This window comes from Paraburkholderia panacisoli, assembly GCF_008369935.1.
Lineage (GTDB): Bacteria > Pseudomonadota > Gammaproteobacteria > Burkholderiales > Burkholderiaceae > Paraburkholderia > Paraburkholderia panacisoli.
Genome location: NZ_VTUZ01000040.1, coordinates 1 through 26,065, shown reverse-complemented (window position 1 = coordinate 26,065; position 26,065 = coordinate 1). Strand labels below are relative to the sequence as shown.

Sequence of the window (26,065 nt, the reverse complement as noted above, 5' to 3'; positions counted from 1 at the left end):
GCGACATTCGTTCAGGAAACACTAGCCGACTCGACCGGAGCGGCGGAGTTGTTCCCCGATCTCGACGATCCTGGCTTCTCCCGCCTGCAGGGCTTCCTCCGACGTATGCACCGAGTAGTACCCCAGCACGAGATCGTGCGGATGCGGAACCGCGGAGCCGAGAACGAATTCCGTGTCTTCGTCGACCGTGAATTCGAGGACGTCCTCGGACTGGTTGAAAACGGCAACCTCGGCGCGAATCCGATCGCTGCCGGTATGCAGCGCGCCATGCTGAACACTGACCCATGCCACTACATGGCCTGCCGGCGGCGCATACCGCCATCGCTCGCCGGCCGAAAGCCGCACGTGCAGATAGTTGACGCCCTGAGGTGCCAATACCGGACTCTGTACCCCTTCGTAGCGACCTAAAACGACGCGGGCCGGGCCGATCTGCGCAATCCTGTCCACGGAGAGATACTGGCTGAGCGGCTTGCCCAGTTCCAGTTCACGCGGCAATGCCGTCCATAGCTGGTAGCCCCGCACGCGCGAGCGTCCTTCGGGATAACCGTCATGCCAGACGCCGGCGCCAGCGTTCATCCACTCGACACTACCCGCGGGGAGGACACCGGTTGCGCCGGTCGTGTCTTCATACCGGACGTCTCCGTCCAGCAGAATAGTCGTCGTTGCGATGCCCGAATGCGGATGCATCGAAAACCGCGTTGCGGCATGCGCCGGGATATCGAAATGGTCAAGGAAGACAAAGGGTTTGAGCAGCCTGCCAAGATCCCCCGGACTGAACAGTCGGTTAACGGGGCCGTGGGGCCTGCCCACCGTCCGGGCGATGATCGTTCTCGTGGCACGACGTGAAGTTGATTCGCCTTGCATTCCTTCTTCCCGATATTCCGAGCGTGATGATAAAGCGGGTGATTGGACCGTTTCGAATTTCATGGCGTCTGCGCATTCCTGAAGTTTGCCTACATTGGAGAAGATTAAGAGTTGGCCCTCGCGTAAGGAAGCCAGTATTTTTCGATGCAATCAATCGTCGAAGGCGATACATCCCGGATGCCGTTTCATGAGCACTAGATTGACTGCATCTATCTGCGACATCGATAAGTCCCATCGAAAAATATTGGCTATTCAGATGCGACGCAACCATGCGACATTGCTGTCATGTTCCCGGGCGTTGACCTTTTTGCGCGCGATGGTGCCGATCAGATACGCAAGTTCCAATACGATTAGCGATGCGTATTAAATCGTCGGTGTATCGCGTCGAGTCTCGAAGGTCACATGTCGAAGTGGTAGGTGTTTCAAGCTTCTCTGAAAAACTCATGCGCATTGGACCAGTGAAGCGATTTCGTATCTTGAAGGAAAAGGCGATGGAAATTAGAACGATGACGGATGAGCAGCGAAAGGCGATCGCGCTTGAGTACTTCAAACGCATGGACCGCGGCGAAAGCGTCTTCGACCTGCTGGACGACAACGCCGAGGTTTACTTCCCGAAGTGGGGTGTTGCACGCGGCATGCAGGACATCGAGCGGCTTTTCGGTGATCTGATGGGCATTCTCGCCGGTGTGTCACACGACATCGCTCACGCCAATTTCGTCCAGCAGGGTGACCTGGTCGTGGTTGAGGGGCTTTCGAGCGGAAAGCTGAAAAACGGCACCGAGTGGCGCGCGGGCACGACGTTCGCGGGCAGGTGGTGCGATGTGTTCGAGATCCGCAACTTCAAGATTCAGCGATGTCATGTCTACCTGGACCCTGACTATGCCGGCGCGGACACGGCCCGCTACCCCTGGCTGAACGCGGACCGCGAAACCCGCTACTAGACACCCATTTGTGCAGTCGCACGGCAAGTGCCTGCTGCGCTTTTTCGATCTCGGCTGGATTGACGACAATGACTGAAACCAGAACTTACAAATACTATGCAGACGGATCCTGGCACTACGCCGAAGGATCGCGCACTTTCGATGTGTTGGAGCCGTACAGCGGCAAGCTTTTCGCGCGCGTCCCGGCGGGAGGGCGCAAAGAGGCGCGCACGGCCATCGAGGCGGCCGCGCGGGCTTTCCCGGCCTGGTCCGAAACGACACCTGCGGAGCGCGCGCGTTTATTTCTCCGTGCTGCGGAGTTGGTCAAACGCCGTCGAGGGGAGATCGCTCAGCTTCTCGCACGGGAAACCGGTAGCACCATCTCTTTCGCGAACTTTCAGCAGGATCTGGTAGCCGCAACCCTGGAGCAGGCCGCTGGGTGGATGTACCTTCCGCGTGGGCAGGTACTGGAAACCAACCATGCAGGTTCGCACTCGATCGGTGTTCGGCGGCCATTGGGCGTTGTCGCCAGCTTCACGCCGTGGAACGGCGCAAACATTCTGTCCTGGCGCGCAGTCATCTCGCCGATCGGTGCCGGCAACACCGTAGTGGTCAAGCCTTCGGAGCTTGCGCCGGTTTCGGCGGGGCTGATGCTCGCTGAAATTGCAGAGGAAGCCGGCTTTCCTGAGGGCGTGATCAACGTGGTGACGCATGCACCTGGCGCCGCCGGTGACATCGCTGACGAATTGTTCGAAAGTCCCGACGTGCGAGTGATCAACCTCATCGGGGGAGTCAAGACGGCCCGCTTGCTGGCTGAACGTGCCGGACGCGCGTTGAAGCGCACCGTGCTCGAACTGGGTGGCTACAACCCGATGATCGTTCTCGATGATGTCGACCTCGATTACGCCGTGCGCACCGCGACCTTCGGCTCGTTCTTTCATCAGGGGCAGATCTGTCTCAACACACGACACATCATCGTTCAGCGGAAAATTTACGAGCAATTCCTTGAGAAGTTCATTGCTCGCACCAGGACCTTGCGTTCTGGCGATCCGCAGGAGCCGGGCACGATCATTGGTCCGCTGGTCACGCCCGCTGCCGTGAAACTTGTCCATGACCGCGTGCAGGAGGCTGTCGCCAAAGGGGCGGTTGTGAGAACCGGCGGCAGCTACGACGGCCAGATCTATCAGCCGACAATCCTGACCGACGTGCCTCTGGATGCAACCGTCGCCCAGGAAGAAACGTTTGGGCCTGTCGTGTGGGTCGAAGCGGTTGACACACCGGAGGAGGCCGTCCGTGCCGCCAATCGAACGATGTACGGTCTGAGCGCTTCGATTCTCGCGGGAGATACGTACAAGGCTTTCGAGCTGGCGCCAAAAATCCAGACGGGCATCGTGAACGTCAACGCGCCGACCGTCAATGACGAAATTCACGCCCCGATGGGAGGCGTTCGCGACAGTGGTTGGGGGCGAACCGGCCCGGATAGCCTTGCCGATTTTAGCGACGTCATCTGGATCAATTCGCGCAGCACGCAGGTTCAATACCCGTTCTAGCTTCTGGCGCTTTGGCAGAACAATTCAAGGAATTGTTCGCTGAACCTCCTTTGAGCTCAGGCAAATGCTTAAAGAAAAAATAGTGGAGATGCGAGCGTGATCAAGGCACGTGCTGAAGCGGCACAACAACTGCTCGATCGTATGGCGCGCGGCACACTCGATCGCCGGGCTTTCCTGAAACTGGCCGCCGCGATGGGCGTCGCCGTCCTGCTCGACCCTGGGCAGACGGAGCAGGCGTTGGCTGCCGGGCAGACGCAACTTGCAAACCGGCAGGCGGTCAAGGACAGCTACGACTATGTGATCGTCGGTGCTGGCGCGGCGGGCTGCATCGTGGCCGCACGCCTCGCCGACGCGGGCGCCGACGTGCTTCTGGTCGAATCCGGCGGTTCTGACGACCTTCCTCAGGTGACGACACCCGGTCTGTGGTTTACCAACATCGGCGGTCCGCTCGACTGGAAATTTCATGCAGCGCCGTCGCCCGACGTCAACAATCGAGCCGTGCCTTTAGCGATGGGCCACGTGCTCGGCGGCGGCACCAGCATCAATGCGATGCTCTGGGTTCGTGGGGTTGCGCAGGACTATGACGATTGGGCCCAACAAGGCTGCGACGGTTGGCGTTTTTCCGACGTGCTTCCAGTCTTCAAGGAAATCGAAGACTGGGAAGGCGGCGCCAACCAGTGGCGCGGCGCGGGTGGCCCACTGCAGATCGGCACGGCCCATGCGCCTCATCCGACGGCGGCAGCCTTTGTCGACGCTGCCCGCCAGATGGATATTCCCATCCTGGACGACATGAACGGTCCGATGCGCGAAGGCGCAGGCTACGCGAATATGAGCATCAATCGCGACGGAAGCCGTGCAAGCGCCGCGCGTGCCTTTCTGCGTCCCGTGCTAGGGCGCCCGAATCTTACGCTGCTGCTCAACACCGACGCAGTCCGGCTGCTCTTCAAGGGTAGTCGCTGTACGGGAATCGCACTGCACGGCGCCGATGGCGTTCGTAACGTTGCGGCGAGGCGCGAGATCATCGTGACTGCGGGCGGTATAGCGAGCGCAAAGCTGCTCCTTCTGTCCGGCATCGGCGACGCGGACGACGCGCGCCGCGCGGGCATAACGCCTACTGTTGATCTGAAAGGCGTAGGACGTAACTTCCAGGATCATCCGTTGCTGTTTGGCGTCGCGTTGCGCTACAAAGGCAAATTTCCTCCGCGCTCGATGACAAGCAACGCTGTAGAGGCGGCCGCGCTCGTGCGCAGTGATTCCGCGGTCAACCGCCCCGATGTCATGATGGTGCTTCAACAGGTGTCCGCCGTGACGCCGGAAATACGTGCTGCTTTCGGCGCAGCGCCGGAAAACGGCTTTGTGATCTCACCGGCCCTCGTGCGTCCGACGAGCCGTGGTCGCTACCAGCTCACGAGCGCCGATTGGCGGCAGGCGGGCAGGCTCGACGCAGGCTTCCTGGCGACAGAACGCGACCTCGAGGCAACGGCGCGCTGCATCGATCTGTGCAGAGACCTTGGGCGGCAGCACGGATTCGACCCCGTGCGTGCAGCGGAGGCGATCCCTGGCCGCTCGCTCGGCAAAGCCGCGCTACGGGACTTCGCCCGCAATGCGACGATTAGTTTCGGTCACCCGGTCGGAACCTGCAAAATGGGCATCGACGAAATGGCGGTGGTCGATTCGCAGTTGCGCGTTCATGGCGTAGAGGGACTGCGCGTCTGTGATTCCTCGATCATGCCCAGCATCGTCACGGGCCCGACCAGCGCGGCCAGCCACATGATCGGCGCCAAGGCTGCGCATATGATCCTCGGCACCGCGTGACGGCACTCAACTTGCCATAGCACGTTGCCTCAGCCACCCGGGGGTGCCGCTGTACTCACGTCCGCCGCCTCGGGCGGGCAGGTGCGCAGTCGCTCGATCAACCATCTCCCCGCAGGGCCCGGTGGTGCGGCCAAGGGGTAAACGGCCGACATGGGGAGAACCAGGCCGCCGGCCGGCACGTCTTCGATCCGGAGTTCAACGAGCCGGCCGGCGGCAATGTCGTCCTTGATGACGTGCACCGGCATTCCGCCCCAACCCAGTCCATGCAGCAGAAAGGCGTGTTTGGCAAACAGATCCGCCAGCCGCCACGTCAAGCCCGACATGACGCCAAACTCGCGGTCAGCCGACAGATTGGAGCGGTCGGTCAATACGAGTTGGGTGTGGCGCGCCAATTCCTCTTTTGGAATGGGGCCGTCGATCTTTGCCAGCGGATGGTCGCTCGCGGCCACCATCATGAAAGCGACTCCCGTTAGCCGCTCCGCGGTGAAACCAGGCGGAAGGAACGGCAAGGAACCGACGATGCCGACCGTGGCACGTCCATCGATTACCGGCTGATAGGCGCCGCCGAGTGCCTCGGCATAGAGGCGCAACGGTACCGAAGGGAAGCGTTCGCGGAATTCCTTTGCCGCCTCGATGATGGCGTCAATAGGAAAGAATACGTCCAGCACCACCGCCAGTTCGGGTTCGAGGCCCGAAGCCATTCCTTTCGCGCGCGCCTTCATCCAGTCGACGCCGGCAATAATGCTGCGCGCGTCAGCCAGCAAAATCCTGCCCTCGGCCGTCAACATCGGATATCTGCCGCTTCGATCGAACAACGTGACCCCGATCTGACCTTCGAGGTTGGCGACAAGCTCACTGACCATGGACTGCGCACGCCGAAGTTTCCTGGCCGCTCCTGAAAAGCTGCCCTCATCGACCGCCGCGATAAATGTTCGTAACTGATCTAACGATACACCGTCCAGCATTGCGATCTCCTGATCTATCGTCACGGGCGATGGAAATGATCGAAAAATAATGGCTATTCAAGTGCAATGCAACCATGCGACATTGACAGCGTGTTTTCCGCATCGATGTCCGGCCAGGGGCCTCATGCATAAACGTGGGGCGACTAGCCACCGGGGGTTCCCGAAATGAAATTGTTGCACATCGATTCGAGTATTCTGGGCACCCAGTCGGTTAGCCGCACGCTGACCGCGGAAATCGTCAGGTGTCAAAAGGCGTTACATCCTGGAATCGAGGTCAGCTATCGCGATCTTGCGGCCGACCCCGCGCTGCATCTGTCCGATGCGCACGTCGCAGCATGGGCCGGTGGGATCGTCGAAGGCGCGGCACTCTGTAGCGATCTTGAAACCGGCCAGGAATATCTCTCCGAGCTGTTCGAGGCCGATATTGTCGTCATTGGCGCACCTATGTATAACTTCTCGGTGCCATCGCAGTTGAAGGCCTGGATCGATCGCGTTGTCGTGGCGGGGCAGACCTTCGAGTACAGCGAGTCCGGTGAACTCGAGACATTTCTTCCTTCCGGCAAGAAAATTATCATTGCTTCCACGCGCGGCAACGTTTATCAACCTGGAACGCCGACGGCCGCGCACGAACACCATGAAAACTATTTGCGAAGCGTGTTCTCCTTCCTCGGTTTGCATGACGTGACGGTGGTGCGGGCAGAAGGACTCGCGTTCGATCGTGATACCAGGGACGCCGCGATTAGACAGGCACGCTTCGAGATCGCCGCAATCGCGATTTGATTTCTCCGGCGATCGCGATCCGGAACTCAGAATGCCCGTAACCAACCAGGACGGATGGCCGGCGCTTTATCCGATGAAGGGCCTGTATTGCCCGGATGGAGGAGGCCGGCGTCGACGACACCATAGAGCATCATGCTGCTTTTGCGGGTGTCGCGCTTTCCGCTAGGTTAGTTATCCGAATTTGACGAGATTGTGTATCGCCAGCGGGCCACCAGGGATCTGGGCCAGTCGGCCCCCGGCTTCGAGCGAACCGAGGTCCACGCCAAAGAAGCCAAGCTGATCGATCAGTCCGCTCACCGCCGCTTTCGCATGCGCGTCGTCGCCGGAGAAGAACAGCACGCGGCGTCCGTCCCCGGATTGCGGATCGTCGGAGAGGAAGTGCGCCGGAAGATGATTGAACGCCTTCACGACGCGCGCGCCCGGCACGAGATCCGCGAATACTTCGCTCGACATCCGGCCATGCAATTCGGCTGGTTTGAACAGCGGCGCCTCGATTGGGTTATTCGCGTCGATCACGATGCGCCCGCCGAAGTCCGACAATCCGGCGAGGGCTGCCGGCAGCCTCGACCAGTTGACTGCGACAAGGACGATCTGCTGCGCGGCCGCCTGTTCACGCGTGCCCGCCTTTATCGAGGGGCCGAGCCATTGTGCGAGCTCCGAGAGAGAGGCCGGGCCGCGGCTGTTCGAAATGATGGCGTCGTGGCCTTTCACGGCCAGTGCTTTGGCGAACGCGGAACCGATGGCGCCGGCTCCGATGATACCGATGGTGCTCATGGTGAAACTCCTTGCGAATAGTGATGAATCAGGCGCTCATGCCGCAGGCGGCGAAGGCCGCGTTCGGGCTGACAAGTGGAATGAAGGCGGGAGCCATTTGGCATTCGCGCCAGTGGGCACTGAGCGAATATTGCCGCCTATATTGCTCGTTGATTAGCGGGTAATCGCTTGAATTATTTTCAAGCGATGCTTTAATATCACTGCATGGAAACGCTCGCTAATCTTGAGTCGTTCGTCCGCAGCGCAGAAACGGGCAGCTTCTCCGCAGCCGCGCGGCGCCTCGCGCTGACGCCTGCCGCGGTGAGCCGGAACGTCGCGCTGCTCGAACGCAATCTTGGCGTCCGGCTATTCCAGCGATCGACGCGCAAGCTCATGTTGACCGAGGCTGGCGAGCGATTACTCGTGGAAATCGGCGGCAATCTGGACGCGCTGCAGTCGGCGATTGCGTCCGTTTCGACCGGCCGCGGCGAACCGGCGGGCGTGCTGAAAGTCAGCATGGCGCCGACGTTCGGCATGACGTATGTGATGCCGCTGCTGCCCGCATTCCTCGCGCGCTATCCGATGATTCGTCCGGACTGGCACTTCGAGAACCGGCAGGTCGACCTGATTGCAGAGGGCTACGATGCGGCGATGGGCGGTGGATTCGATCTCGCACCGGGCGTCGTGTCGCGCGCGTTGATGCCTGCGCATCTCATCGCGGTTGCGTCTCCGGCCTACATGGCAGACCGGGTGCCCCCGACTGATCCCGGCGATCTCGCGCGTCTTTGCGGCATCGTGATGCGATCGAGCAACACCGGTCGCGTGCGCCACCGGACGATGCGCGACACCGTGGGCGACGAGATGCTCGCCCGGCTTGGCGAGACCATCACGGTCAACGACCCGGCAGCAATGCGCGAGGCCGCGGTTCTCGGACTGGGCGTTGCGCTGCTGGCGGTGTCGGATGTGCTGCCGTGGATCGAACGGGGCGAACTTGTGCGATTGTTGCCACGGTGGTACGCGGACACCGGGGCGATTTCGATCTACTACTCGACACGCACCCTGCTGCCGGCGAAAACGCGGGCGTTCGTCGATTTCATTGTGGAGGCGTTCGAGCGGCAGCGGTTGGCGGAACGGGTTGCAGGAAGCATCGGGTGAATTGTTCATCGAAGCCGGACCCGTGTCTCGTCGACACGCCACGACTGTCCAGTGGGCGAGCCAAAACGATTCCAGCGCTTGACGAACCCCGGCGCATAGCGCTGCACTAAGCGCAGGATCGTCGTGTGTGCGAGCGACACACCCCGTTCAGCCACGCCCCGCAGGAAGTCCCCTTTGGGGATCATCTCGACGAGATCCCGCAGACTGAGTTTGTAGCGTAGATGCCAGCGGACACACAGAATGATGATCTCGCGATCAAAGTGTCGCCCATCGAAACTCGTCAAAGACTCTTCAGCATACTCATCGGCGACCATCGGTTCGTTCAATCCCACGCCTTAACCGATTTCACATCGGCATTTGCACCAGTGCCCGCTGCATCAAGATCTGCGCGAAACATGGAATAGTTGCCCCTACTCAAACGTTTTAGAGACGTTCGAACCGATGGCAGACTCCGATGGACACCAGACTACCGAACGGCATCCGGCTTGTCGGCGCGAAGCCGCTGTATTCGCCGCGTCATTCGCTGACTGCGGCGGCGATGGTGAGGATAGCGGCGATAGCGGCTGTCGAATAGAACGGCACATGCCTCATCGGAAACAGTGATGCGGATGTATAGCGGGTGATCGTGCCCCATACCTCAGAACGAGCCAACGGCTCGAATGCGGGTTCCGGTTTCGAAGCTGCCGTAGCGCTCGTGTTGCGTCGAAGCGCGGAGCCCCGGCTGGAGGGATGGCAGAGCGGAGTGACCCGAGACGCCTCTCGATCGGTCGCGCGCCGACGGTTATGTGATTGGGAGAAGGCCTTGTGGGCTTACTGGTGGGCATGCCAGATGCTCGATCAGGCGCGTCAGACAAGGCATGCCTGACCTGTTGGCTTTCGCTGTAACAGGTCCAACTCATTGGGGGCAGTTATGACAAGGCGTGCACCGCACGACGATGAGCAGGAGTTCGCTTTCTGGCGGTCGGAACCCGATGCAGAAACGGGCGAGAAGAAGCGCATTCTGATTGGGCATCAAGACGTGATGATCCGCGAGTCGCTTGCGTTCCTGCTGTCGGCGAAGGGATACGAGACGATCCATGCATCGACAATTGGTGAGATTCGCCGATACCTGCAATTCTGGAAACCCCACGCACTTCTGTTTGACACGAGGCTGGATTCTGCGCCGAAATATGCCTTTGTGCGGCGGCTTCGCGCCGATGACTCAACAGCCACGTTACTTATTCTCGCCATGAGCGACATCTGGCCGCTGGACTCGATACCAGCTTTGAGAAGCGCGGGATTTGACGGGCATGTCCGACGCCCCGGTTCGCTTTGGCGAATAATTGACCTTGTGGAGGGCCACTATCGCCGTCCTTAGTGGACTAGAGTCGCCGCCGTTATTTTCTCCGGCATCGAACTGATGCATCGGATTCGCAAAAGCCAGTTCGATCTCACCAGCACGCACCTCTAAGATACCGCTTCGCGCTCGATTTGGATGGCGGGTTCTTTCAGCTTGGTGAGGTGCCCGAAGCAAGAACGATTTCTCGGCCGCCTACCGGGTTGGCATCACAACCGTTTTCAAGATGTTGCAACGACCGGTTGATTCCGCCCAGCATGCAGGGCTCTGATGTGATAAACGCTCCTTTGCGGTGGAGGGTCCCGTCCAGGATGATGGCGAGGTCCGTTGGACGCTCGAAGTCTGAGTCTTCAACCTGAAAAACGCGCTGTCTGCGCAGGCGTGAGCGTCCCGTCAGCGTGATGCGGGCGGGGGCCAGGCGCGGCGCTATACTGTGGGCCCGTCTACAGGACAAGTAGCCGGCGTGGCGAGACGTCGTGATGCCGTTTCTACGCGGTGTCCGCAAAGCGCGAACGCCAGCCGGCGAAGACATAAAAAATTGGCTGATCATGATCTGAAGAGGCTGAAAATCGACCGGCCCGCCGTCGCTGCTGGACGGCGGCGCAACTGGATCGCATACGGGGTCGTCGCGCTGCTTCTCGTCGGCGCGGGGGTTGCCGGCCTCAAGCTGGCCGGTCCGCAGGCCGTCGAAACCACCACCGTGGTGTCCGCTTATCCGTCGCAGACCTATACGCTGCTCAACGCGACCGGCTACGTCGTGCCTCAGCGCAAGGCCGCGGTGGCGTCGAAAGGGCAGGGGCGCCTCGAGTGGCTCGGCGTGCTGGAGGGTACGCGCGTCAAGAAAGACGAGGTGATTGCCCGGCTCGAAAGCGCGGATGTCGAGGCCCTGCTCGCGCAGGCGAAGGCGCAAGTCAAGGTGGCGCAGGCCAATCTCGCGCTGCAGATGGCCGAGCTGAAGGACGCCGAAATCAGCCTGCACCGCTCCGCGATACTCGCGCCGAACGGCGCCGTGCCCGCCGCCCAGTACGACTCCGATCTCGCCCGTTACGACAAGGCGCGGGCGTCGATCGACAACAGCCGTGCGGCGATCGCGTCGGCGCAGGCCAATGCGCAGGCGGCTCAGGTGGCCGTCGATCAAACCGTGATTCGCGCGCCGTTCGACGGCGTGGTCATCGAGAAGCATGCGAACGTCGGCGACAACATCACGCCGTTCTCGCAGGCATCCGACAGCAAGGGCGCCGTCGTGACGATTGCCGATATGGAAACGCTCGAAGTCGAAGCCGATGTCGCGGAATCGAACATCGCGAAGATCACCGTGAACGAGCCTTGCGAGATCCAGCTCGATGCGCTGCTCGAACTCAGATTGGCCGGCCGCGTGTCGCGCATCGTGCCGACTGTCGACCGTTCGAAAGCAACCGTGCTCGTCAAGGTGCGCTTCGTCGATCGCGATGAGCGCGTGCTGCCCGACATGAGCGCGAAGATCGCGTTTCTGACGAAGCCCGTTGCGCCGCAGGACCGGCAGCCGGTGGTCGCGGTGCAGCCCGCGGCGATCGTCGAGCGCGATGGCCGCAAGGTCGCCTTCGTGATCAAGGACGACACCGTGCGGGAAGTGTCCGTCAAAACCGGCGCGGCGCTCGGCGACCTGGTGGCCGTCAGCGGCGTGCGTCCCGGCGATGTGCTGGTACGCGCGCCGAACGAGCACATCAAGGACGGCGCCAAAGTCACCATGGTGAAGAAATAGCGTGAGCACTGTGGACAACGTGAAGCGCGTGAGCGATACAGCGCCGCTCGTCGAAATCAGGCACCTCGTCAAATCGTACCGGCGCGGCGTTCAGACGGTACCCGTTCTTTCCGACATCACGCTTTCGATCGGCGAAGGCGACTTCATTGCGCTGATGGGGCCGTCGGGGTCGGGCAAGAGCACGCTGCTCAATCTGATCGCGGGCATCGACCGGCCAGATGGCGGCGAACTGCGCGTTGGCGGGCTCGACATCACGCGGCTGTCGGAGTCGGCGCTGGCGGAATGGCGCGCGGCCCATGTCGGCTTCATCTTCCAGTTCTACAACCTGATGCCCGTGCTGACCGCATTCGAGAACATCGAATTGCCGTTGATTCTCACGCGCCTGTCGCGCAAGGAGCGGCGCGAGCGCGTGAGCCTCGTGCTCGACATGGTGAATCTGTCGGAACGCGCGCAGCATTATCCGTCCGAGCTTTCCGGCGGCCAGCAGCAACGCGTCGCGATCGCTCGCGCGCTGATCAGCGATCCGACGCTGATCGTCGCCGACGAACCGACAGGCGACCTGGACCGCACGTCCGCCGAGGAGGTGCTGACCATGATGCAGCGGCTTAACCGCGAACTCGGCAAGACCATCGTCATGGTGACCCACGACGCGCATGCGGCGGGGGCGGCGAAGGCGCTCGTGCATCTGGAGAAGGGGGAACTGATCGATGGAACCACTCGCTGAGGCATGCCAAGGCCGATCGCCATGTATCTGCTCAAGCTGATCACGAGAAACGCGCTGCGGCACAAGCTGCGCACGTTGCTGACCGTGTTCGGACTCCTGATCGCGGTGCTCGCGTACGGGTTGCTGCATACGGTGGTCGACGCATGGTATGCGGGCGCTGCTGCGGCATCGAACGCAAGGCTAGTGACGCGTAATGCGATCTCACTCGTCTTTCCGCTGCCGTTGAGCTACGAGAATCGCATACGCGGCGTGGAAGGCGTGACGCTGGTCGCGCGCTCCAACTGGTTCGGCGGCGTGTATCGCGAGCCGAAGAACTTTTTCGCGCAGTTCGCCGTATCGGACAACTATCTCGACCTGTACCCGGAATTCATTTTGCCCGCGCAGCAGCGCAACGACTACGAGCGGGACCGCAAGGGCTGTCTGATCGGCAGGCAGCTTGCGAGCCAGTTCGGTTTCAGGATTGGCGACGTGATTCCGATCAAGGGCACGATCTATCCGGGCACGTGGGAGTTCGTCGTGCGCGGCATTCTCGACAGTCGCGACGAATCGACGATCACGCGCCAACTGATTTTTCATTGGGACTACCTGAACGAAACGATACGCAAGACGCCGGGCCGGAAAGCGGATCAGGTCGGGGTCTATGTGCTTGGCATCGCGAGCCCGGACGAAGCCGCTGCGATCTCGCGCACTGTCGACAACGTTTTCAGGAACTCGCTCGCCGAGACGCTCACCGAGACCGAGCAGGCGTTCCAGCTTGGCTTCGTGGCGATGTCGAATCAGATCATTGCGGCGATCCAACTGGTGTCCTATGTGGTCATCGTCATCATCATGGCGGTGATGGCCAATGCGATGGCGATGAGCGCGCGCGAGCGCACCGTTGAATATGCGACGCTCAAGGCACTCGGTTTCGGACCGGGATTTCTCGCGTTGCTGATGTTCGGCGAGTCGGTGACGATCTGCGTGGTGGGCGGCGGTCTCGGCATACTCGCCACGCCGCCCGCCGCAAGCTTCTTCAAGCAGGCGACAGGAGGCGTGTTCCCGGTGTTCCACGTGTCGCGTGAAACGATGCTGTTGCAGGCGGCATGCGCGCTCGTCGTCGGGTTCGCGGCCGCGATCATTCCGGCGCTGCAGGCGGCGCGGGTGAAGATCGTCGAAGGCCTGCGGGCTATCGGCTAGAGGCTGACATGGCGATCCCGCTCTCATACATCGCTCGCAGTCTGTGGACGCGCCGGCTCACCACCGCGCTCACGGCCGGTGGGCTCGCGCTCGTTGTGTTCGTGTTCGCGACTGTGCTGATGCTCGATGCGGGCCTCAAGAAGACGCTCGTGTCCACCGGGGAGGAGGACAACGTCGTGGTGATCCGCAAGGGCGCGGAAACGGAGGTGCAGAGCGCGATCGACCGCGGCCAGGCGAACGTGATCGAAATGCACCCGGCTGTGGCGATCGGTGACGACGGGCGACGCATGGCGTCGAAGGAGTCCGTCGTGCTGATCTCGCTCACGAAGCGCTCCTCGGGCAAGCCATCGAATGTCGTGATTCGCGGGGTCTCGCCCGCGGGCATGAGCTTGCGGCCGCAAGTGAAGCTCGCGTCGGGGCGCATGTTCAATCCGGGGTCGTCCGAAATCATCGTCGGCAGCAGCATTGCGAAGGGCTTCAGCGGCACGCAGCCAGGCGAGCATTTGCGCTTCGCGCAGCGCGACTGGACCGTGGTTGGCACTTTCGACGCGGGCGGCAGCGGCTTCGATTCGGAAATCTGGGGCGATGTCGATCAGTTGATGCAGTCGTTTCGCCGCACGAGCTATTCGTCGATGGTGGTGCGGCTCGCGCAATCCGACCAGTTCGGCGGCTTCAAGTCCGACCTCGACGTCGATCCGCGCCTCGCCGATGAAGCGAAGCGCGAACAGACGTTCTATAGCGACCAGTCGAAGGCGCTCTCGACGTTTATCAACATTCTCGGCTTCACGCTATCGATGATCTTTTCGATAGCGGCGATGATCGGCGCGATGATCACGATGTACGCGTCCGTGGCCAACCGGGTCGCGGAGATCGGCACCTTGCGTGCGCTCGGTTTCAGGCGCATCAACGTGCTCGCTGCGTTTCTTGTCGAAGCGATGCTGCTGGGGCTCGTCGGCGGACTGGCGGGGCTGGGCTGCGCGGCGTTCATGCAGTTCGCGTCGTTTTCGACCACCAACTTCCAGACCTTCGCGGACCTGTCGTTCCGCTTTATCCTGACACCGGCCATCGTCGCGAAGACGCTCGCATTTTCGATGACGATGGGTCTCGTCGGCGGATTTCTGCCTGCGATGCGCGCGGCCCGCATGAACATCGTCGATGCATTGCGCGCGCGCTGAGCCCATGCGGTCTCATTGGTTCTGATGCAAATGGTTGCTCGGAACGCCATCAGCTGCCGGTCGCAGTTACATTTCACTTGAATACCATCAGGCGTCGGCTATGTTGGATGCATGGCGAGACAGGAGACTCTTCCGCGCCAGAAGGGCATACCCGGCCACATTTCAGTGAGGGTCGCAACATGAGCGTACAACTAAACCATACTATCGTCTGGTGTAGCGATAAACGGGCGTCGACAAGGTTTCTCATGGACATCCTCGGGCTTCCGAGTCCTATTGAGTTCGGGCAGATGCTGGTCGTTCAACTCGAAAATGGCGTGTCGCTCGACTTCTTCGAAAGCGACAGCGCGATTTCCATGCAGCATTACGCGTTTCTGATCAGTGAGGACGAATTCGACCGGGTCTTCGCTCGTATTCGTGACAGAGGGCTTCAGTACTGGGCCGATCCTGGCAAACAGCGTGCCGGCGAAACCTATCTGCACAACGGCGGCCGGGGAATGTATTTCGACGATCCAGACGGTCATTTTCTTGAGGTCATGACTCGCCCTTATAAAATTGGCGCCTAGAGGATTGAAGTTCAACCGGGATCGGCGTGCGCGCTTCGTGATGGGCGTGTTGGTTCTAATGGGCGGCACAGCCTGATCTGAAGACTGCTTTGCGCCGAATAATCTGGCCGATCCGGATCCGCCTGCCGCCGGTGGCCGACACGCAGAGGCAGGGCCAATTGCGGACGTTGACTGAAGGCACGAGGATTTTGCACGGCTTCCCGGGTTCACTACGACGGCTAAGGGCGCAATGGAGTTATTCGATCTGCAGGAGCAGCGAACGGCTGACGTCGAGGAACTGATGCGTTCGGTCAATGTCTTTGTCCGCTACAGTCTGGCACGCAGCGGCGATGGCGAATTCGCAGCGACTGGTTGAATCCGCCAGGACAAGGCAGGCATTGATGAAAGCGTGCAAAAGGCGAAGGACTGGGTCGCGGAAAACACGGGAGACACCGCCGCGAGCGCGCCTGAAGTATCGCAGCGATCACGTCTCATTCACCTGAAGTAACTTCGCCTGGCGACTGGCAGCGTGTGGGCTCAGCGGCCGGATTGGCAGGTACGTAACCCGCCCCACCGGCTACTGCGCACGCACGCTTCTTGCCAGATTCGTCCAGACCGGCCTGAGCACGTTGATCAGAAAGAACTCCCATGGCGGATTGGGCAACGTACAGCGTCCGAGCAAGAGTGCAATCTAAATGAGCCGCCTGGATTCAGAAGGCAAGCGTTGGTCAAAAAGCAGTTACAGCAGGCCGGCAGGAGACGCCTTTTGCGCTTGTCGAACTGCTCAAGCTGTTGGGCAGCGAGGACCTGTGATGCTTTGCTACGGTGAGTCACCGGCTCAGGCTTCGTACTTGAACGACAAAGACACTCGCGCCCGGTATTCAACGACCTTGCCGCTCTCGACCTTCAGGTCGAGCTTGCTGACTTCGGCGACGCGCAAATCACGCAGCGATTTGGCGGCCGTTTCCACAGCCATTCTTGCCGCGTCCTCCCACGATACCGTGCTGGTGCCGATAATTTCCGTGACACGGTAGACTGATTCAGTCTTCTTCTTGGCCATGTTCTCGCTCCTTTGGGCTAGGAGGCGCAAGTGACGCCCCGATGATTTGATGATTTCATCATAGGCCGTCTGCGTGGCAGGCGTCGCTTGATTTCGCAGCAGGCGTTGGCTTTCGCCTGCGCTTCGTCGATCCAGAGATGGAAGCTGGCTTAACCGCGGGGCCCGCCCTGTTTATCAAGTTGCGGCTGGACGGGCGTCGCCCTCGGCTGGATTTGTCATGTCGCTATGGGCAAGAACCGGCCGTTAGCGGCCCATGGGCGATACATCTGCTTGAATACTCTAAGCCAACGGCCACGCTGAATTTATTAAGCGGCAACAGGACTCTTTCACCGGGATCGTGGACGGCAGCGTGAGAATCCGCCTATCTCGCCCGCGCAGACATGAGGCCGACAAGCCGGCCACGCCGGACTTGGGCCGCAGGCGGGCGTGACGCGCGGATTGGCCGCGAGCGTCGCATCGCTGGGGCCGACGCTCGCCAGTCCTCGCATGGAGTAAGCAGGCGGCAACAAAGGGGGCAACTGCGGCCGAGTGCGGCTGCGACAGCCCGTTTGGCAAGCCGCGCGAGCACGGTTCCTGAAGCGGGGCAGTAGACCTCGGGGCAGGCTCATTCGGACCGGGACGGGACTACGGACACGCGGCCGCCGCCACGACATACAGCAGGATCGCTATCACTATCACCGCGGCAAATCCAAGATGGATCGCCAACACTGTTGCCAGAACCGCAGCCACTACCGAAGTGCAGGCGTTGATGCCCCACGCCCAGGGCACGAGTGCTTCGGCGCTGGCGGCAACGCGGCCGAGCCCCAGTGGGAAGGGGATGCCCATCGCAAATGCGAGCGGGGCGACCAGCAGTGCGGCGATGGCGATTCTGGTCGGATCGGGTAGGAACATCAGCAGACGGAACAGGGTGGGGAGGATGGCGAGGTAGAGCAGGGAGATCACGGAGATCGCGAGAATGGTCCTTGCCAGCAGGGGCTGGCGATTCCTGATCCAGCGCGAGGTTGGCTCGGGGCTGAGTAAACGCGCTTGCTCCCCTTGCAGGCGCTGCGAATACCGGCTTCCCAGCCCGGCAAACGAAAGGAACGCACACAGCACCACCGCGACGGCATAGAGCGGGTGACTCAAGAACAGGATGAATTTTTGGATGAACGCGATTTCGACGAACATGAAGGCGAAACCAATCGCGAGGAAATAGATAGCAACTCGCCGCCCGGATAGTGCCGCCGATGCGGTGGTGTCGCCGGCAAGGGTTGTCGTTGACGGTGGCGATCTGAGGGCGAAGCGTTGGCTGCGCCTTATCATCCAGAGCGGAAAGAGGATCAAGATCAATGCTGCCAAGGTGGCCTGAAGCAGGGTCGCGATCAGCACCGGATAACCCCATTCCAGCAAAGGCAGACCGCCTTGCTCCTTCAAGGCGAGGAGTTCAGGAAGCGAACGCCATTTGAAGAAGTGAAAGAAGTACGGTTTGTCGTCCGTGGCGGGGCGAACATCGAACTTGTAGCGTGCCCAGAACCTGTCGCGGTCGGTGCTCAGCAACGCTTGCGTGGCTTCGAAGAAGTAAGGCTTTTCAAGCACGTTGTAGCGGTTCGCCTCCGCGGCTTGCATCCCTGGATAGTATCCGACGTCGAACGAGCGGGCACGGCAGAAGCCTTGCAGGGCGACGGTTTCCGCGGCACTGAACTCTCCGTTCTTGACCAGCAGCGTGGTAGTCTTCCAGCCGCGGATCAGCACGAGCCGGCGGGAGGGCTGTGCCACGCCGGCGTCCTCCATGGCCAGCATCGCCGTCGCAAACAATTTCAGGATGTCGCGTGGCGGTAGCGTGACCCAGCGCGTAATCGCCAGCATGCCACCCGGGTTGAGATGGCGAAGATAGTCCTGGAACGCTTCCACCGTGTACAAATAGCTCTCGGAAAGCGCGTAAAGGCCGGCCGACGAGGCGCCGAACGAATCCAGCAGCGCGACCTGGATGAGATCATAGTGCTCGCCGTGCCCAGCGATGAAGCTGCGCGCTTCGCCGGTAAAGACGCGAACGTTGGGTGCGCTGTATGGCTTGCCGGAGAAATCGGCAAGGCGGCCTTGCACCGCGTCGATCACCTGCGGATTCAGTTCCACCGCGTCGATTGCGCTCGCCTGGTGGTAAAGCGCCTGCAACACATCGGCCCCCGCGCCGCTGCCAAGTACCAGGACCCTGGGGCGCTCCAGCAAGTGGTAAGGAAGCGCGGAGGTGAGGTAGTCCAGATAGCTGAGCGGCTTGCGCTGTCCGTCATAGCGATTGAGTGCGGAGAGCCCGTCACCATCGGTAAAGACGCCCAACTGGGGCGGCGGCTCCATGGTCGCGTTGAGGCTGAGTCCCGGTGCGTGGCGCAAAGGAATCAAAGGGCTTTCCACTACAGTGATGAGACCCAGTGGGCTCGAGCTTTCAGCGATCACGTGTGCGTCCTTGATGCGCAGGGTCTGGCTCAATTCCTTGTACTCAGACGGCCGTAGCGCGATCCAGTCGCGTGGCACGCTGGCCGGCAAAACGGCCGCAGCGCCCAGCAACAGCACCGGCAACCAGTGTCGATGCCAGCGGCACTCGATGCATGCCAGCGCCGCCGCTATCAGACCTACACCGCCCAGAAGTCGGAGCGCATCCACCGGAGCAAGGGCGAACAGCACAACGATGACGGCGAGGCTGCCTAATCCGGCTCCGACAATATCAAAACTGTAAATGCGGGGAATCTGGTCATTGAACCGTGTGAAGGTGAGACAGACACTGGTCGCGGCGCAAAAAAAAGGGACGAACAGGAGCAGATAAATCAGGAGAAGGCGCAGCGGCTGCTGCGGATCCCACAGAATCTCGAGGGGGTTGAACGCGACGCGCTGGGCGAGCGCGAAAGAGGCGATCGCGGAAACGCCGAACAGAATGGCGCCGCCAGCGAACACGGCGGCAAACCTGGGCGCCAGCCAACGCTGCGCTAACGCCACCATTGCACCGGCTGCACCGTATCCCAGCAGGGCAATACTGATCATCATATAGGCAAAGTGGTGCCAAAGGATGATGGAAAACAGGCGCATCAACAGGATCTCGTAGCCGAGCACCGCGGCCGAGAGCACGGAGAGGGCGAACAAAGGCGCAGAAGGCATGATCGCGCGAATGGGAAAGGATGCGGCACGAAGGACGCGCTTGATCAACGGCAACGCAGGTGCGCGGGATCACCCTGTCCCTTCGCACATTCACACCTCACCGCCGAATCAGTGCGCAACCAATGGCACGAATCTGACTGGCAAGATCTGTTTGGTGGAAACTGTTCCGTCGTCCGATTTTTCGATCAGCAGCAGGTACTGGGTCAGAAACTGCGCGCCCACCGGAATAACCATTCTGCCGCCCGGCTTCAATTGCCGCATGAGGGGGGGAGGGACATGGCTGGCAGCGGCGGTGACGATGATGGCGTCGTAGGGCGCGTGGGCTTCCCATCCGTAATAACCGTCGCCCACCCTGGTTTCCACCTGCTTGTACGCGAGCCGTTGCAGACGCTCCTGCGCCTGCCTTCCCAAGGGTTCGATGATCTCGATCGTATAGACGGCCCGTGCCAGACTTGCCAGGATCGCAGCCTGGTAGCCGGAGCCGGTGCCGACCTCGAGCACGACATCAGTGGGCTTGACCATCATCAGGTCGGTCATCAGGGCAATAATGTAAGGCTGCGAAATGGTCTGGCCATAGCCGATGGGAAGCGGCCTGTTCTCGTATGCGTTTTGCTCCTCTTCGGGCGGAACAAACTTGTGGCGAGGCACCTGTTCCATGGCTGCCATCACGCGCGCATCGATGGTATGCCTGCCGGTTTCGGTGCCGGTGTCAGCGGTCAATGCTGCGATATCCATGACCATTCTCGCCCGGCGCGACGCAAAATCGTCAGAGGCGTGAACACCAGAATACAGCCACATCAATGCGATTGCTGGAATCAGGATGCGCAGCCAGAATGTGAATGGTTTCACAATGCGGCCCCTGTCACCTACCTACCGCAATTCTACGCTCGTGCGCGGCCGGACCTGGCGTCAAGCGTCCGGCCGCCTGCCATGCATCAGGCCGGCCCGCTCTTCGTTTGCGAACTGCCTAACGTTCGCATCCTGCGCCAGGTTATTGAGGTATCCATGAGGTGAAGGCCGGCGTTGCGTGCCCCGATGTTTTTCGGCCGCCAGGTGTTTCTCGGTTCCTCGTCTGGCGTGCCATCCCCAAGCAATTTGAATGTCCGTCTAGCGGGAATCCGATCGTTCCTTGTGGGTCGGTTACGGAAGCTCGAGGCGGATTCGCTGGCGGTTGCTGGGTCATCGAGCTCACAGGTTCGACGGCATCAGCTTCTTGATTGGCCGCGCTGGCCAGTAACGCCTTTGGCGGATTCCGATGCCGAAATATGAAATATTGACAGCACGGCGGCCAGCGCGCGACAAGAGCATCGATTGTTTTGGTTCATCTCGCGAATAGCTTCGTATTGCGCCAGGTTGCGAATGCGCCTCTGATGAAAGCATTGCCAGCCTTGTCGGCGAGCGCATATGCCTGCTCTTCGGTCATCCAGTATCGCTGGCTAGCCGCATCGTACTGGAGATAGCCAGAAGCGGCGAGGTCGGCCAACCACTCGCTCACGCAGCACAATTCTGTTTTGGTTGTATTCGCAAGTTCTTCTGCTGACGACGGATTCTCAGCCAGCGCTCTATAGAGTCCCAGTCTATTGCTGGCAACTATCGTGGAAGCGTATATGACCGGTTCACGACGATGATGAAATGCACTATAGAACCTGGCAAGGTTCCCGGTATGAATAGCCATGATTGCCTCCTCGTCTTGCATTGGAGCGAAGAAGGGTTCGACGGAATGGTCCACAGGACCGGTTGATTTGCGGCCTTCGGATCGGGACGTGGAGAATCGGATGGCGCCAGTGTGCCGCTATTACAGAAACAAGAGAAGCTAATTTAGCTAATTTGAATTAAGGAACACTAATGGGCTGCCACTCGATGTGGCCTGATAACCGCCATCGAAGTGTCGTTGGGACGGCTGCGAGTTACCATGAGTGAGAGGAAAGCAGGTTGACCAACGTCGGTGCCGTTAAAGGTGAACGATGGGATCCGGACGGACGCACGTTCAGTTGAGGACAGGCGGGCGCGGCGGGCTGCACTGCGGCGTAACAGTGGTGTCGAGTGTGTGTAAGCCTGCTACGGGAACATGCTGGACCAGCAGCGGCTCCAGATGACCGTGCATCACCTCCTTGCCGCGTTCGCAGGCATGAATCGCGCACCGCATCGCGCGGATCTCATCGTCGCACTTGATCAAGCAACACCTGTCACGCGCCTCGCTCTATCGCAAACAGCTCGCCGCACACTTCGCGGCCTGGCAACGCTTCACTGAGATCACTCAAGATCCGTTCGCTTTCTGGGCGAATGGACGTCCTCCCCCCCAAAGGCGTTATGAATGCTTTAACGTAACAGCACCTTTGGAAAGGGGCGCATTCACCGGCCGTGATGGCCAGGTGACTTCCAGCCCATCAGCGTCTCGGCGCTCCATTCTGCCGTGGTGAGTTTGGAGATGAAGAAGTCGGCCAACGCGCTAACCTTTGCGGGCCGTGCGCGGGCAGTGGGCGTGACGAAATATAGACCGCCTTCGGGCAAGCGCCAATCGGTCAAAATCGGTTCGAGCTGTTTGTCGGGAAAATACTGCGTCGCAACGAACTCGGGAAGCTCCGTGATGGCAAGTCCCGCGAGAAGCGTGGGCAGTAACGCTTCAACGTTTGTTGCTCGCAACGCGCCGGTTGGCGTGATCGTGCATTCCTCGCCACTTTGGTGGGTAAAGCGCCAAACGTCCCGCTTTCTCCGGTTGGCGTAGGTAAGACACTGGTGAGCGCCAAGATCATACGGGTGTTGCGGACGACCATAGCGAGACAGGTAAGTTGGAGATGCCACGACAAACCGGCGCACGGGTGCAATGAGACGCGCAGCCAGTGACGAATCTTCCAGGATGGCGATACGAAGGGCGGCGTCGAAGCCATCACCAATCAGATCAGCATGCGCATCCGTGAGATGAAGTTCCATGGAAATATCCGGATAGGTCCGGAAGAACTCCGGCAGCAGCGGGGCAACCCAACGAGCGCCGAAGAAGATTGGCGCAGCGAGCTTGACCAGACCACGCGGACGGCTTGACGTCTCACGCGCGAAATCCTCAGCCTCTTCGGCGTCGGCATAAATTTTCGCCGCGCGCTCGGCGAGCATATGGCCGTAGTCCGTGAGCGCAAGTCGCCGGGAAGTGCGGTTAAAAAGCCGCCCCCCCAGTCGCTCCTCGAGGCGGGTGACGGCCCGGGAAACCGTCGCAACGGAGACGCCCATTGTCGCCGCAGCAGCGGCGAATGAACCTTCTTCGGCGACCTTCGCGAACATCGCGAATCCCTCAAAGTCTGGCAACTTTGACATCGACAATCCTGCAACGATGGTTTTCAATCATTTCTATTTCGAAAAGTAGCATGCCGCCATAGATTTGTCTCATCGCACAGCTGTGCATGGAGATAGATCATGGTACGCAAACTCGAAGGAAAGATAGCCGTCGTCACCGGCGGCACAACCGGTATCGGGCTTGCCACCGCCCGGCGTTTAGTGGGCGAGGGCGCGCGGGTCTTTGTGACCGGCCGTCACCAGGCTGGCCTCGATGCCGCCGTTGCGGCGATCGGGCCGAGGGCGACCGGTGTGCACGCGGATTCCGCCAATCTTAACGACCTCAACCGGCTCTACGAGCGCGTAAAGACTGAGGCAGGCCGCATCGATGTGCTGTTCGTCAATGCAGGCGGTGGATCGATGTTGCCCTTGGGGGCGATCACTGAAGAGCAGTACGACGATACGTTCGATCGCAACGTGAAGGGCGTGCTCTTTACGGTGCAGAAGGCGTTGCCGCTCCTCGTCGATGGCGCCTCGGTGATACTCACTGCGTCGAACGTCAGCATCAAGGGCACGCCGGCGTTCAGTGTCTATAGCGCCTCGAAAGCCGCGGTGCGCAACTTCGCCCGGAGCTGGACGCTCGACCTGAAGTCTCGCGGCATCCGCGTGAACGTGATCAGCCCGGGCCCGATCAAGACACCAGGCCTTGTCGATCTGGCCGGCCCCGATGCCGCGCGGCAGCAGAGCATGCTCGACCACATGGCGTCGACAGTCCCGCTCGGGCGTGTCGGCGATCCCGACGAAGTCGCGGGTGTCGCTGTCTTTCTCGCTTCCTCAGATTCGAGCTTCATCGCCGGTACGGAGATCTTCGTCGATGGTGGACAAGCTCAGATTTGATCAGAGGTCCTGAAGCGGCCGGGCAATTCGATACCGGCCACTCAATTCCAACAGCACGCCAGGCGCCGACCCAGGCGACCAGACCGCACAAAGGAAATGTTCATGAACACCATGTTCGAAGTTCACGCTTTCGCCACGCCCAATAGTCTCAAAGTCCCCATCGCGTTGGAAGAGATGGGGCTCGACTATCGGCTCGTGCCCGTTAACCTGCGCCAGGGCGAGCAGAAGACCGCCGCCTTCAAGGCAATGAATCCCAATGGGAAAGTACCGGTTCTCATCGATCGTTCTGTTCCCGAAGAAGGTGACCTGGTATTGGGCGAGTCCGCCGCGATTCTGGTCCATCTTGCAGAGAAGACTGGACGGCTTCTTCCGAAGGATGGCCCGCGGCGCGGCAAGGTCTTTGAGCAACTTTTCTTCCACGCGTCCGGCCTCAGCCCGGCGTTCCTGCAGGCCTTCATGGTCGCGATCCAAGCGTCGCCGCAACCCGAGGCAAAAGCGCTTGCGCTGGCAGAGGTTGAACGAACGCTGGGCGTGCTCAACCACGTTCTCGAGCGTCATTCTTACGCTGCAGGCGATGAGTACAGCATTGCGGACATCGCCCATTTCGGCTGGGTGTGGCGTCATCAGGCGATCGGCGCGACCCTCGACAAGTTTCCGTTCGTCGCTAGTTGGCATGAGGAAATCGCGACGCGGCCCGCTGTTGTCACCGCCATCGAACGAACCGTGGCGCTCGCTCAGTAGAGCGATGCGACATTCCATTCTTTAAGTATTCACCCAACGTAATCTGGCCCAGTTTGTAGTCAATCAGCAAGGAGAGTAGTTGTGACCGATCGTATCAACGAATTGCTCTATCGCAACCTTCAGGAAGTCTTCGGCGAGGGCGACGCTAAACGTCGTCGTGCGGCCATCGAGGAACTCTATACCGAGGACTGCGTGCTCTACGCGCCTCCGGGTGTATTCGTCGGGCACGATGCTCTCGACACATTCTCTGGGGAACTCCGCGCGACACACCCGCATTTCGCCTATTCGCCACACGGTGAGCCTCAGGCTCTGCACAACGGTGGCCGCCTGGCGTGGGGGTCTGGCCCGCGGGACGAGGCCCCTCACTATACGGGCGTGGATGTGATCATCGTTCGCGATGAGAAGATTGCTGCGCTCTACGTCTTCCTCGATTCGATGCCTTCATGACCCGGTGGTGATCTCCCCGGTTGTCCGATGCGCAGGCACCGTACAGGTTGCCCGAAAGCGAATTCTCGTACGAACACACGCAGACAAATGATGTTTGTGTCCCGCAGCCGCGAAGTGCGCGCTGTCGGGAATGTGCTATTCCCCAGGGCGGCAACGCCGCATCTATATAAATAGGAGTTCAAAATGTCGAAGGTTCTAGTGCTGTATTACTCATCGTATGGTCACGTCGAAGCACTGGCCGATGCCGTGGCTGAAGGTGTGCGTTCGACGGGCGCCACAGTCGATGTCAAGCGGGTGCCGGAAACGGCGCCGGAGGATGTAGCCAAGGCTGCCTACTTCAAGCTCGACCAACAAGCGCCGGTTGCGACGGTCGCCGAGCTCGCCGAATACGACGCTATTGTTGTCGGTACGCCGACCCGTTTCGGGCGCATTTCCTCCCAGATGGCCGCGTTTCTCGATCAGGCCGGCGGCCTATGGATGAGCGGCGCGCTGAATGGCAAGGTTGGTGGTGCTTTCACGTCGACTGCCAGTCAGCACGGCGGGCAGGAAACGACGCTGTTCTCGGTCATTACCAACCTGCTGCACTTCGGCATGGTCATCGTTGGTCTGCCATACAGCCACCATGGGCAGATGACGCTGGACGAGATCGTCGGTGGTGCTCCCTATGGAGCCACGACCATCGCCGGCGGAAAAGGCGAGCGCCAACCGAGCGCGATCGAGCTCGAGGGCGCACGTCACCAGGGCGAGCTGATTGCTCAGACGGCCAACAAGTTGTTTGGCTAAGCGTCGGTCACTATTCGCGCCGTTGCGCGAACGGTGGGGCTGGCGGATTCCCGCCCGGCCCGGGCCGACCGAAGGCGTGTTCAAGAAGTTCTCCGCAACGATTCCATATTGCCGTGAATACTGTATGGATGTACAGTGTGCGCCGGGAGACCGGTGGTGTTCAAGGGGTGAAAGTCCCCGACGTTGTAAGAAATAGCGACTCACAATGTCCCCGAGTCATGCGTGGCAAGCCGCGAGGCGTGTTGCGAAGC

24 protein-coding genes and 2 pseudogenes are annotated in these 26,065 nt (G+C 60.6%); 17 read left to right on the top strand and 9 right to left on the bottom strand.

From position 1 onward, the window contains the following. Nucleotides 1–21 precede the first annotated feature (21 nt). Nucleotides 22–927 carry a pirin family protein gene (locus FVF58_RS38535; RefSeq protein WP_342802432.1) on the bottom strand — a complete coding sequence of 302 codons (906 nt, stop codon included), beginning with the start codon at nucleotides 925–927 and terminating at the stop codon, nucleotides 22–24. A 428-nt stretch (nucleotides 928–1,355) separates the two neighbouring features. On the opposite strand from FVF58_RS38535, the gene FVF58_RS38530 reads away from it, so the two are divergent. The 3 genes from FVF58_RS38530 (at nucleotide 1,356) to FVF58_RS38520 (ending at nucleotide 5,149) form a co-directional block, all read left to right on the top strand. Beyond that, nucleotides 1,356–1,805 carry a nuclear transport factor 2 family protein gene (locus tag FVF58_RS38530; RefSeq protein ID WP_149674973.1) on the top strand — a complete coding sequence of 150 codons (450 nt, stop codon included), beginning with the start codon at nucleotides 1,356–1,358 and terminating at the stop codon, nucleotides 1,803–1,805. Nucleotides 1,806–1,873: 68 nt separating this feature from the next. After that, nucleotides 1,874–3,334: an aldehyde dehydrogenase family protein gene (locus FVF58_RS38525; RefSeq protein ID WP_149674915.1), complete on the top strand. Its 1,461-nt coding sequence runs from the start codon at nucleotides 1,874–1,876 to the stop codon at nucleotides 3,332–3,334. 96 nt (nucleotides 3,335–3,430) lie between these two features. Continuing rightward, nucleotides 3,431–5,149 carry a GMC family oxidoreductase gene (locus FVF58_RS38520; RefSeq protein WP_149674914.1) on the top strand — a complete coding sequence of 573 codons (1,719 nt, stop codon included), beginning with the start codon at nucleotides 3,431–3,433 and terminating at the stop codon, nucleotides 5,147–5,149. Nucleotides 5,150–5,178: 29 nt separating this feature from the next. Here the strand turns inward: FVF58_RS38520 and FVF58_RS38515 are convergent, their stop codons facing one another. Then, a complete protein-coding gene (locus tag FVF58_RS38515; protein WP_149674913.1) occupies nucleotides 5,179–6,114 on the bottom strand; it encodes a LysR family transcriptional regulator in 936 nt (311 codons plus the stop codon). A gap of 165 nt (nucleotides 6,115–6,279) precedes the next feature. Here FVF58_RS38515 and FVF58_RS38510 point away from each other — a divergent pair, with 165 nt between their 5' ends. After that, nucleotides 6,280–6,894, top strand: coding sequence for an FMN-dependent NADH-azoreductase (locus tag FVF58_RS38510; protein ID WP_149674912.1), 615 nt, complete (start codon nucleotides 6,280–6,282; stop codon nucleotides 6,892–6,894). 171 nt (nucleotides 6,895–7,065) lie between these two features. Here the strand turns inward: FVF58_RS38510 and FVF58_RS38505 are convergent, their stop codons facing one another. Next, a complete protein-coding gene (locus FVF58_RS38505; protein ID WP_149674911.1) occupies nucleotides 7,066–7,668 on the bottom strand; it encodes an NADPH-dependent F420 reductase in 603 nt (200 codons plus the stop codon). 204 nt (nucleotides 7,669–7,872) lie between these two features. Between FVF58_RS38505 and FVF58_RS38500 the strand changes: the two genes are divergently transcribed. Further along, nucleotides 7,873–8,802, top strand: a complete 930-nt coding sequence (locus FVF58_RS38500; protein ID WP_149674910.1) for a LysR family transcriptional regulator — start codon at nucleotides 7,873–7,875, stop codon at nucleotides 8,800–8,802. Nucleotides 8,803–8,810: 8 nt separating this feature from the next. On the opposite strand, the pseudogene FVF58_RS38495 reads toward FVF58_RS38500, so the two are convergent. Continuing rightward, nucleotides 8,811–9,116: pseudogene (locus FVF58_RS38495) on the bottom strand (hypothetical protein); the annotation flags it as partial. 596 nt (nucleotides 9,117–9,712) lie between these two features. Between FVF58_RS38495 and FVF58_RS38490 the strand changes: the two are divergent. The 7 genes from FVF58_RS38490 (at nucleotide 9,713) to FVF58_RS54330 (ending at nucleotide 15,872) form a co-directional block, all read left to right on the top strand. Continuing rightward, nucleotides 9,713–10,159, top strand: coding sequence for a response regulator transcription factor (locus FVF58_RS38490; protein ID WP_149674909.1), 447 nt, complete (start codon nucleotides 9,713–9,715; stop codon nucleotides 10,157–10,159). A 517-nt stretch (nucleotides 10,160–10,676) separates the two neighbouring features. Beyond that, nucleotides 10,677–11,879, top strand: coding sequence for an efflux RND transporter periplasmic adaptor subunit (locus tag FVF58_RS38485; RefSeq protein WP_149674908.1), 1,203 nt, complete (start codon nucleotides 10,677–10,679; stop codon nucleotides 11,877–11,879). A gap of 1 nt (nucleotide 11,880) precedes the next feature. Continuing rightward, nucleotides 11,881–12,603 carry an ABC transporter ATP-binding protein gene (locus FVF58_RS38480; RefSeq protein WP_149674907.1) on the top strand — a complete coding sequence of 241 codons (723 nt, stop codon included), beginning with the start codon at nucleotides 11,881–11,883 and terminating at the stop codon, nucleotides 12,601–12,603. Nucleotides 12,604–12,624: 21 nt separating this feature from the next. Beyond that, on the top strand, nucleotides 12,625–13,779 hold the full coding sequence (locus FVF58_RS38475) for an ABC transporter permease (protein WP_149674972.1): 1,155 nt from the start codon (nucleotides 12,625–12,627) through the stop codon (nucleotides 13,777–13,779). A gap of 8 nt (nucleotides 13,780–13,787) precedes the next feature. Next, a complete protein-coding gene (locus tag FVF58_RS38470; protein WP_149674906.1) occupies nucleotides 13,788–14,954 on the top strand; it encodes an ABC transporter permease in 1,167 nt (388 codons plus the stop codon). A gap of 179 nt (nucleotides 14,955–15,133) precedes the next feature. Further along, the gene (locus FVF58_RS38465; RefSeq protein ID WP_149674905.1) at nucleotides 15,134–15,517 is read left to right on the top strand and encodes a VOC family protein; all 384 of its coding nucleotides are present in this window, start codon (nucleotides 15,134–15,136) and stop codon (nucleotides 15,515–15,517) included. Nucleotides 15,518–15,746: 229 nt separating this feature from the next. Continuing rightward, complete coding sequence (locus tag FVF58_RS54330; protein ID WP_281291337.1) at nucleotides 15,747–15,872, top strand: hypothetical protein; 126 nt, start codon at nucleotides 15,747–15,749, stop codon at nucleotides 15,870–15,872. A 462-nt stretch (nucleotides 15,873–16,334) separates the two neighbouring features. Here the strand turns inward: FVF58_RS54330 and FVF58_RS38455 are convergent, their stop codons facing one another. The 4 genes from FVF58_RS38455 to FVF58_RS38440 all read right to left on the bottom strand — a co-directional run bounded on the left by FVF58_RS38455 (nucleotide 16,335) and on the right by FVF58_RS38440 (nucleotide 21,357). Then, a complete protein-coding gene (locus FVF58_RS38455; protein ID WP_149674904.1) occupies nucleotides 16,335–16,556 on the bottom strand; it encodes a dodecin family protein in 222 nt (73 codons plus the stop codon). 624 nt (nucleotides 16,557–17,180) lie between these two features. Then, nucleotides 17,181–19,682 carry a spermine/spermidine synthase domain-containing protein gene (locus FVF58_RS38450; RefSeq protein ID WP_149674971.1) on the bottom strand — a complete coding sequence of 834 codons (2,502 nt, stop codon included), beginning with the start codon at nucleotides 19,680–19,682 and terminating at the stop codon, nucleotides 17,181–17,183. A 108-nt stretch (nucleotides 19,683–19,790) separates the two neighbouring features. Beyond that, complete coding sequence (locus FVF58_RS38445; protein ID WP_149674970.1) at nucleotides 19,791–20,480, bottom strand: protein-L-isoaspartate(D-aspartate) O-methyltransferase; 690 nt, start codon at nucleotides 20,478–20,480, stop codon at nucleotides 19,791–19,793. A gap of 523 nt (nucleotides 20,481–21,003) precedes the next feature. Further along, nucleotides 21,004–21,357, bottom strand: coding sequence for a hypothetical protein (locus FVF58_RS38440; protein WP_149674903.1), 354 nt, complete (start codon nucleotides 21,355–21,357; stop codon nucleotides 21,004–21,006). Between the two features lie 496 nt (nucleotides 21,358–21,853). Here FVF58_RS38440 and FVF58_RS54950 point away from each other — a divergent pair. Beyond that, a pseudogene (locus tag FVF58_RS54950) lies at nucleotides 21,854–21,958 on the top strand (IS6 family transposase); the annotation flags it as partial. Between the two features lie 76 nt (nucleotides 21,959–22,034). Here the strand turns inward: FVF58_RS54950 and FVF58_RS38435 are convergent. Further along, on the bottom strand, nucleotides 22,035–22,988 hold the full coding sequence (locus FVF58_RS38435; RefSeq protein WP_149674969.1) for a LysR family transcriptional regulator: 954 nt from the start codon (nucleotides 22,986–22,988) through the stop codon (nucleotides 22,035–22,037). A 99-nt stretch (nucleotides 22,989–23,087) separates the two neighbouring features. Here FVF58_RS38435 and FVF58_RS38430 point away from each other — a divergent pair, with 99 nt between their 5' ends. From FVF58_RS38430 to wrbA, 4 genes are all read left to right on the top strand, one after another. Continuing rightward, nucleotides 23,088–23,843 carry an SDR family oxidoreductase gene (locus tag FVF58_RS38430; RefSeq protein ID WP_149674902.1) on the top strand — a complete coding sequence of 252 codons (756 nt, stop codon included), beginning with the start codon at nucleotides 23,088–23,090 and terminating at the stop codon, nucleotides 23,841–23,843. Nucleotides 23,844–23,945: 102 nt separating this feature from the next. After that, nucleotides 23,946–24,584: a glutathione S-transferase family protein gene (locus FVF58_RS38425; RefSeq protein ID WP_246217380.1), complete on the top strand. Its 639-nt coding sequence runs from the start codon at nucleotides 23,946–23,948 to the stop codon at nucleotides 24,582–24,584. Between the two features lie 81 nt (nucleotides 24,585–24,665). Next, on the top strand, nucleotides 24,666–25,031 hold the full coding sequence (locus FVF58_RS38420) for a nuclear transport factor 2 family protein (RefSeq protein ID WP_149674901.1): 366 nt from the start codon (nucleotides 24,666–24,668) through the stop codon (nucleotides 25,029–25,031). A 183-nt stretch (nucleotides 25,032–25,214) separates the two neighbouring features. Further along, nucleotides 25,215–25,814 carry an NAD(P)H:quinone oxidoreductase gene (wrbA, locus tag FVF58_RS38415; protein ID WP_149674900.1) on the top strand — a complete coding sequence of 200 codons (600 nt, stop codon included), beginning with the start codon at nucleotides 25,215–25,217 and terminating at the stop codon, nucleotides 25,812–25,814. The last annotated feature ends 251 nt before the right edge of the window (nucleotides 25,815–26,065 follow it).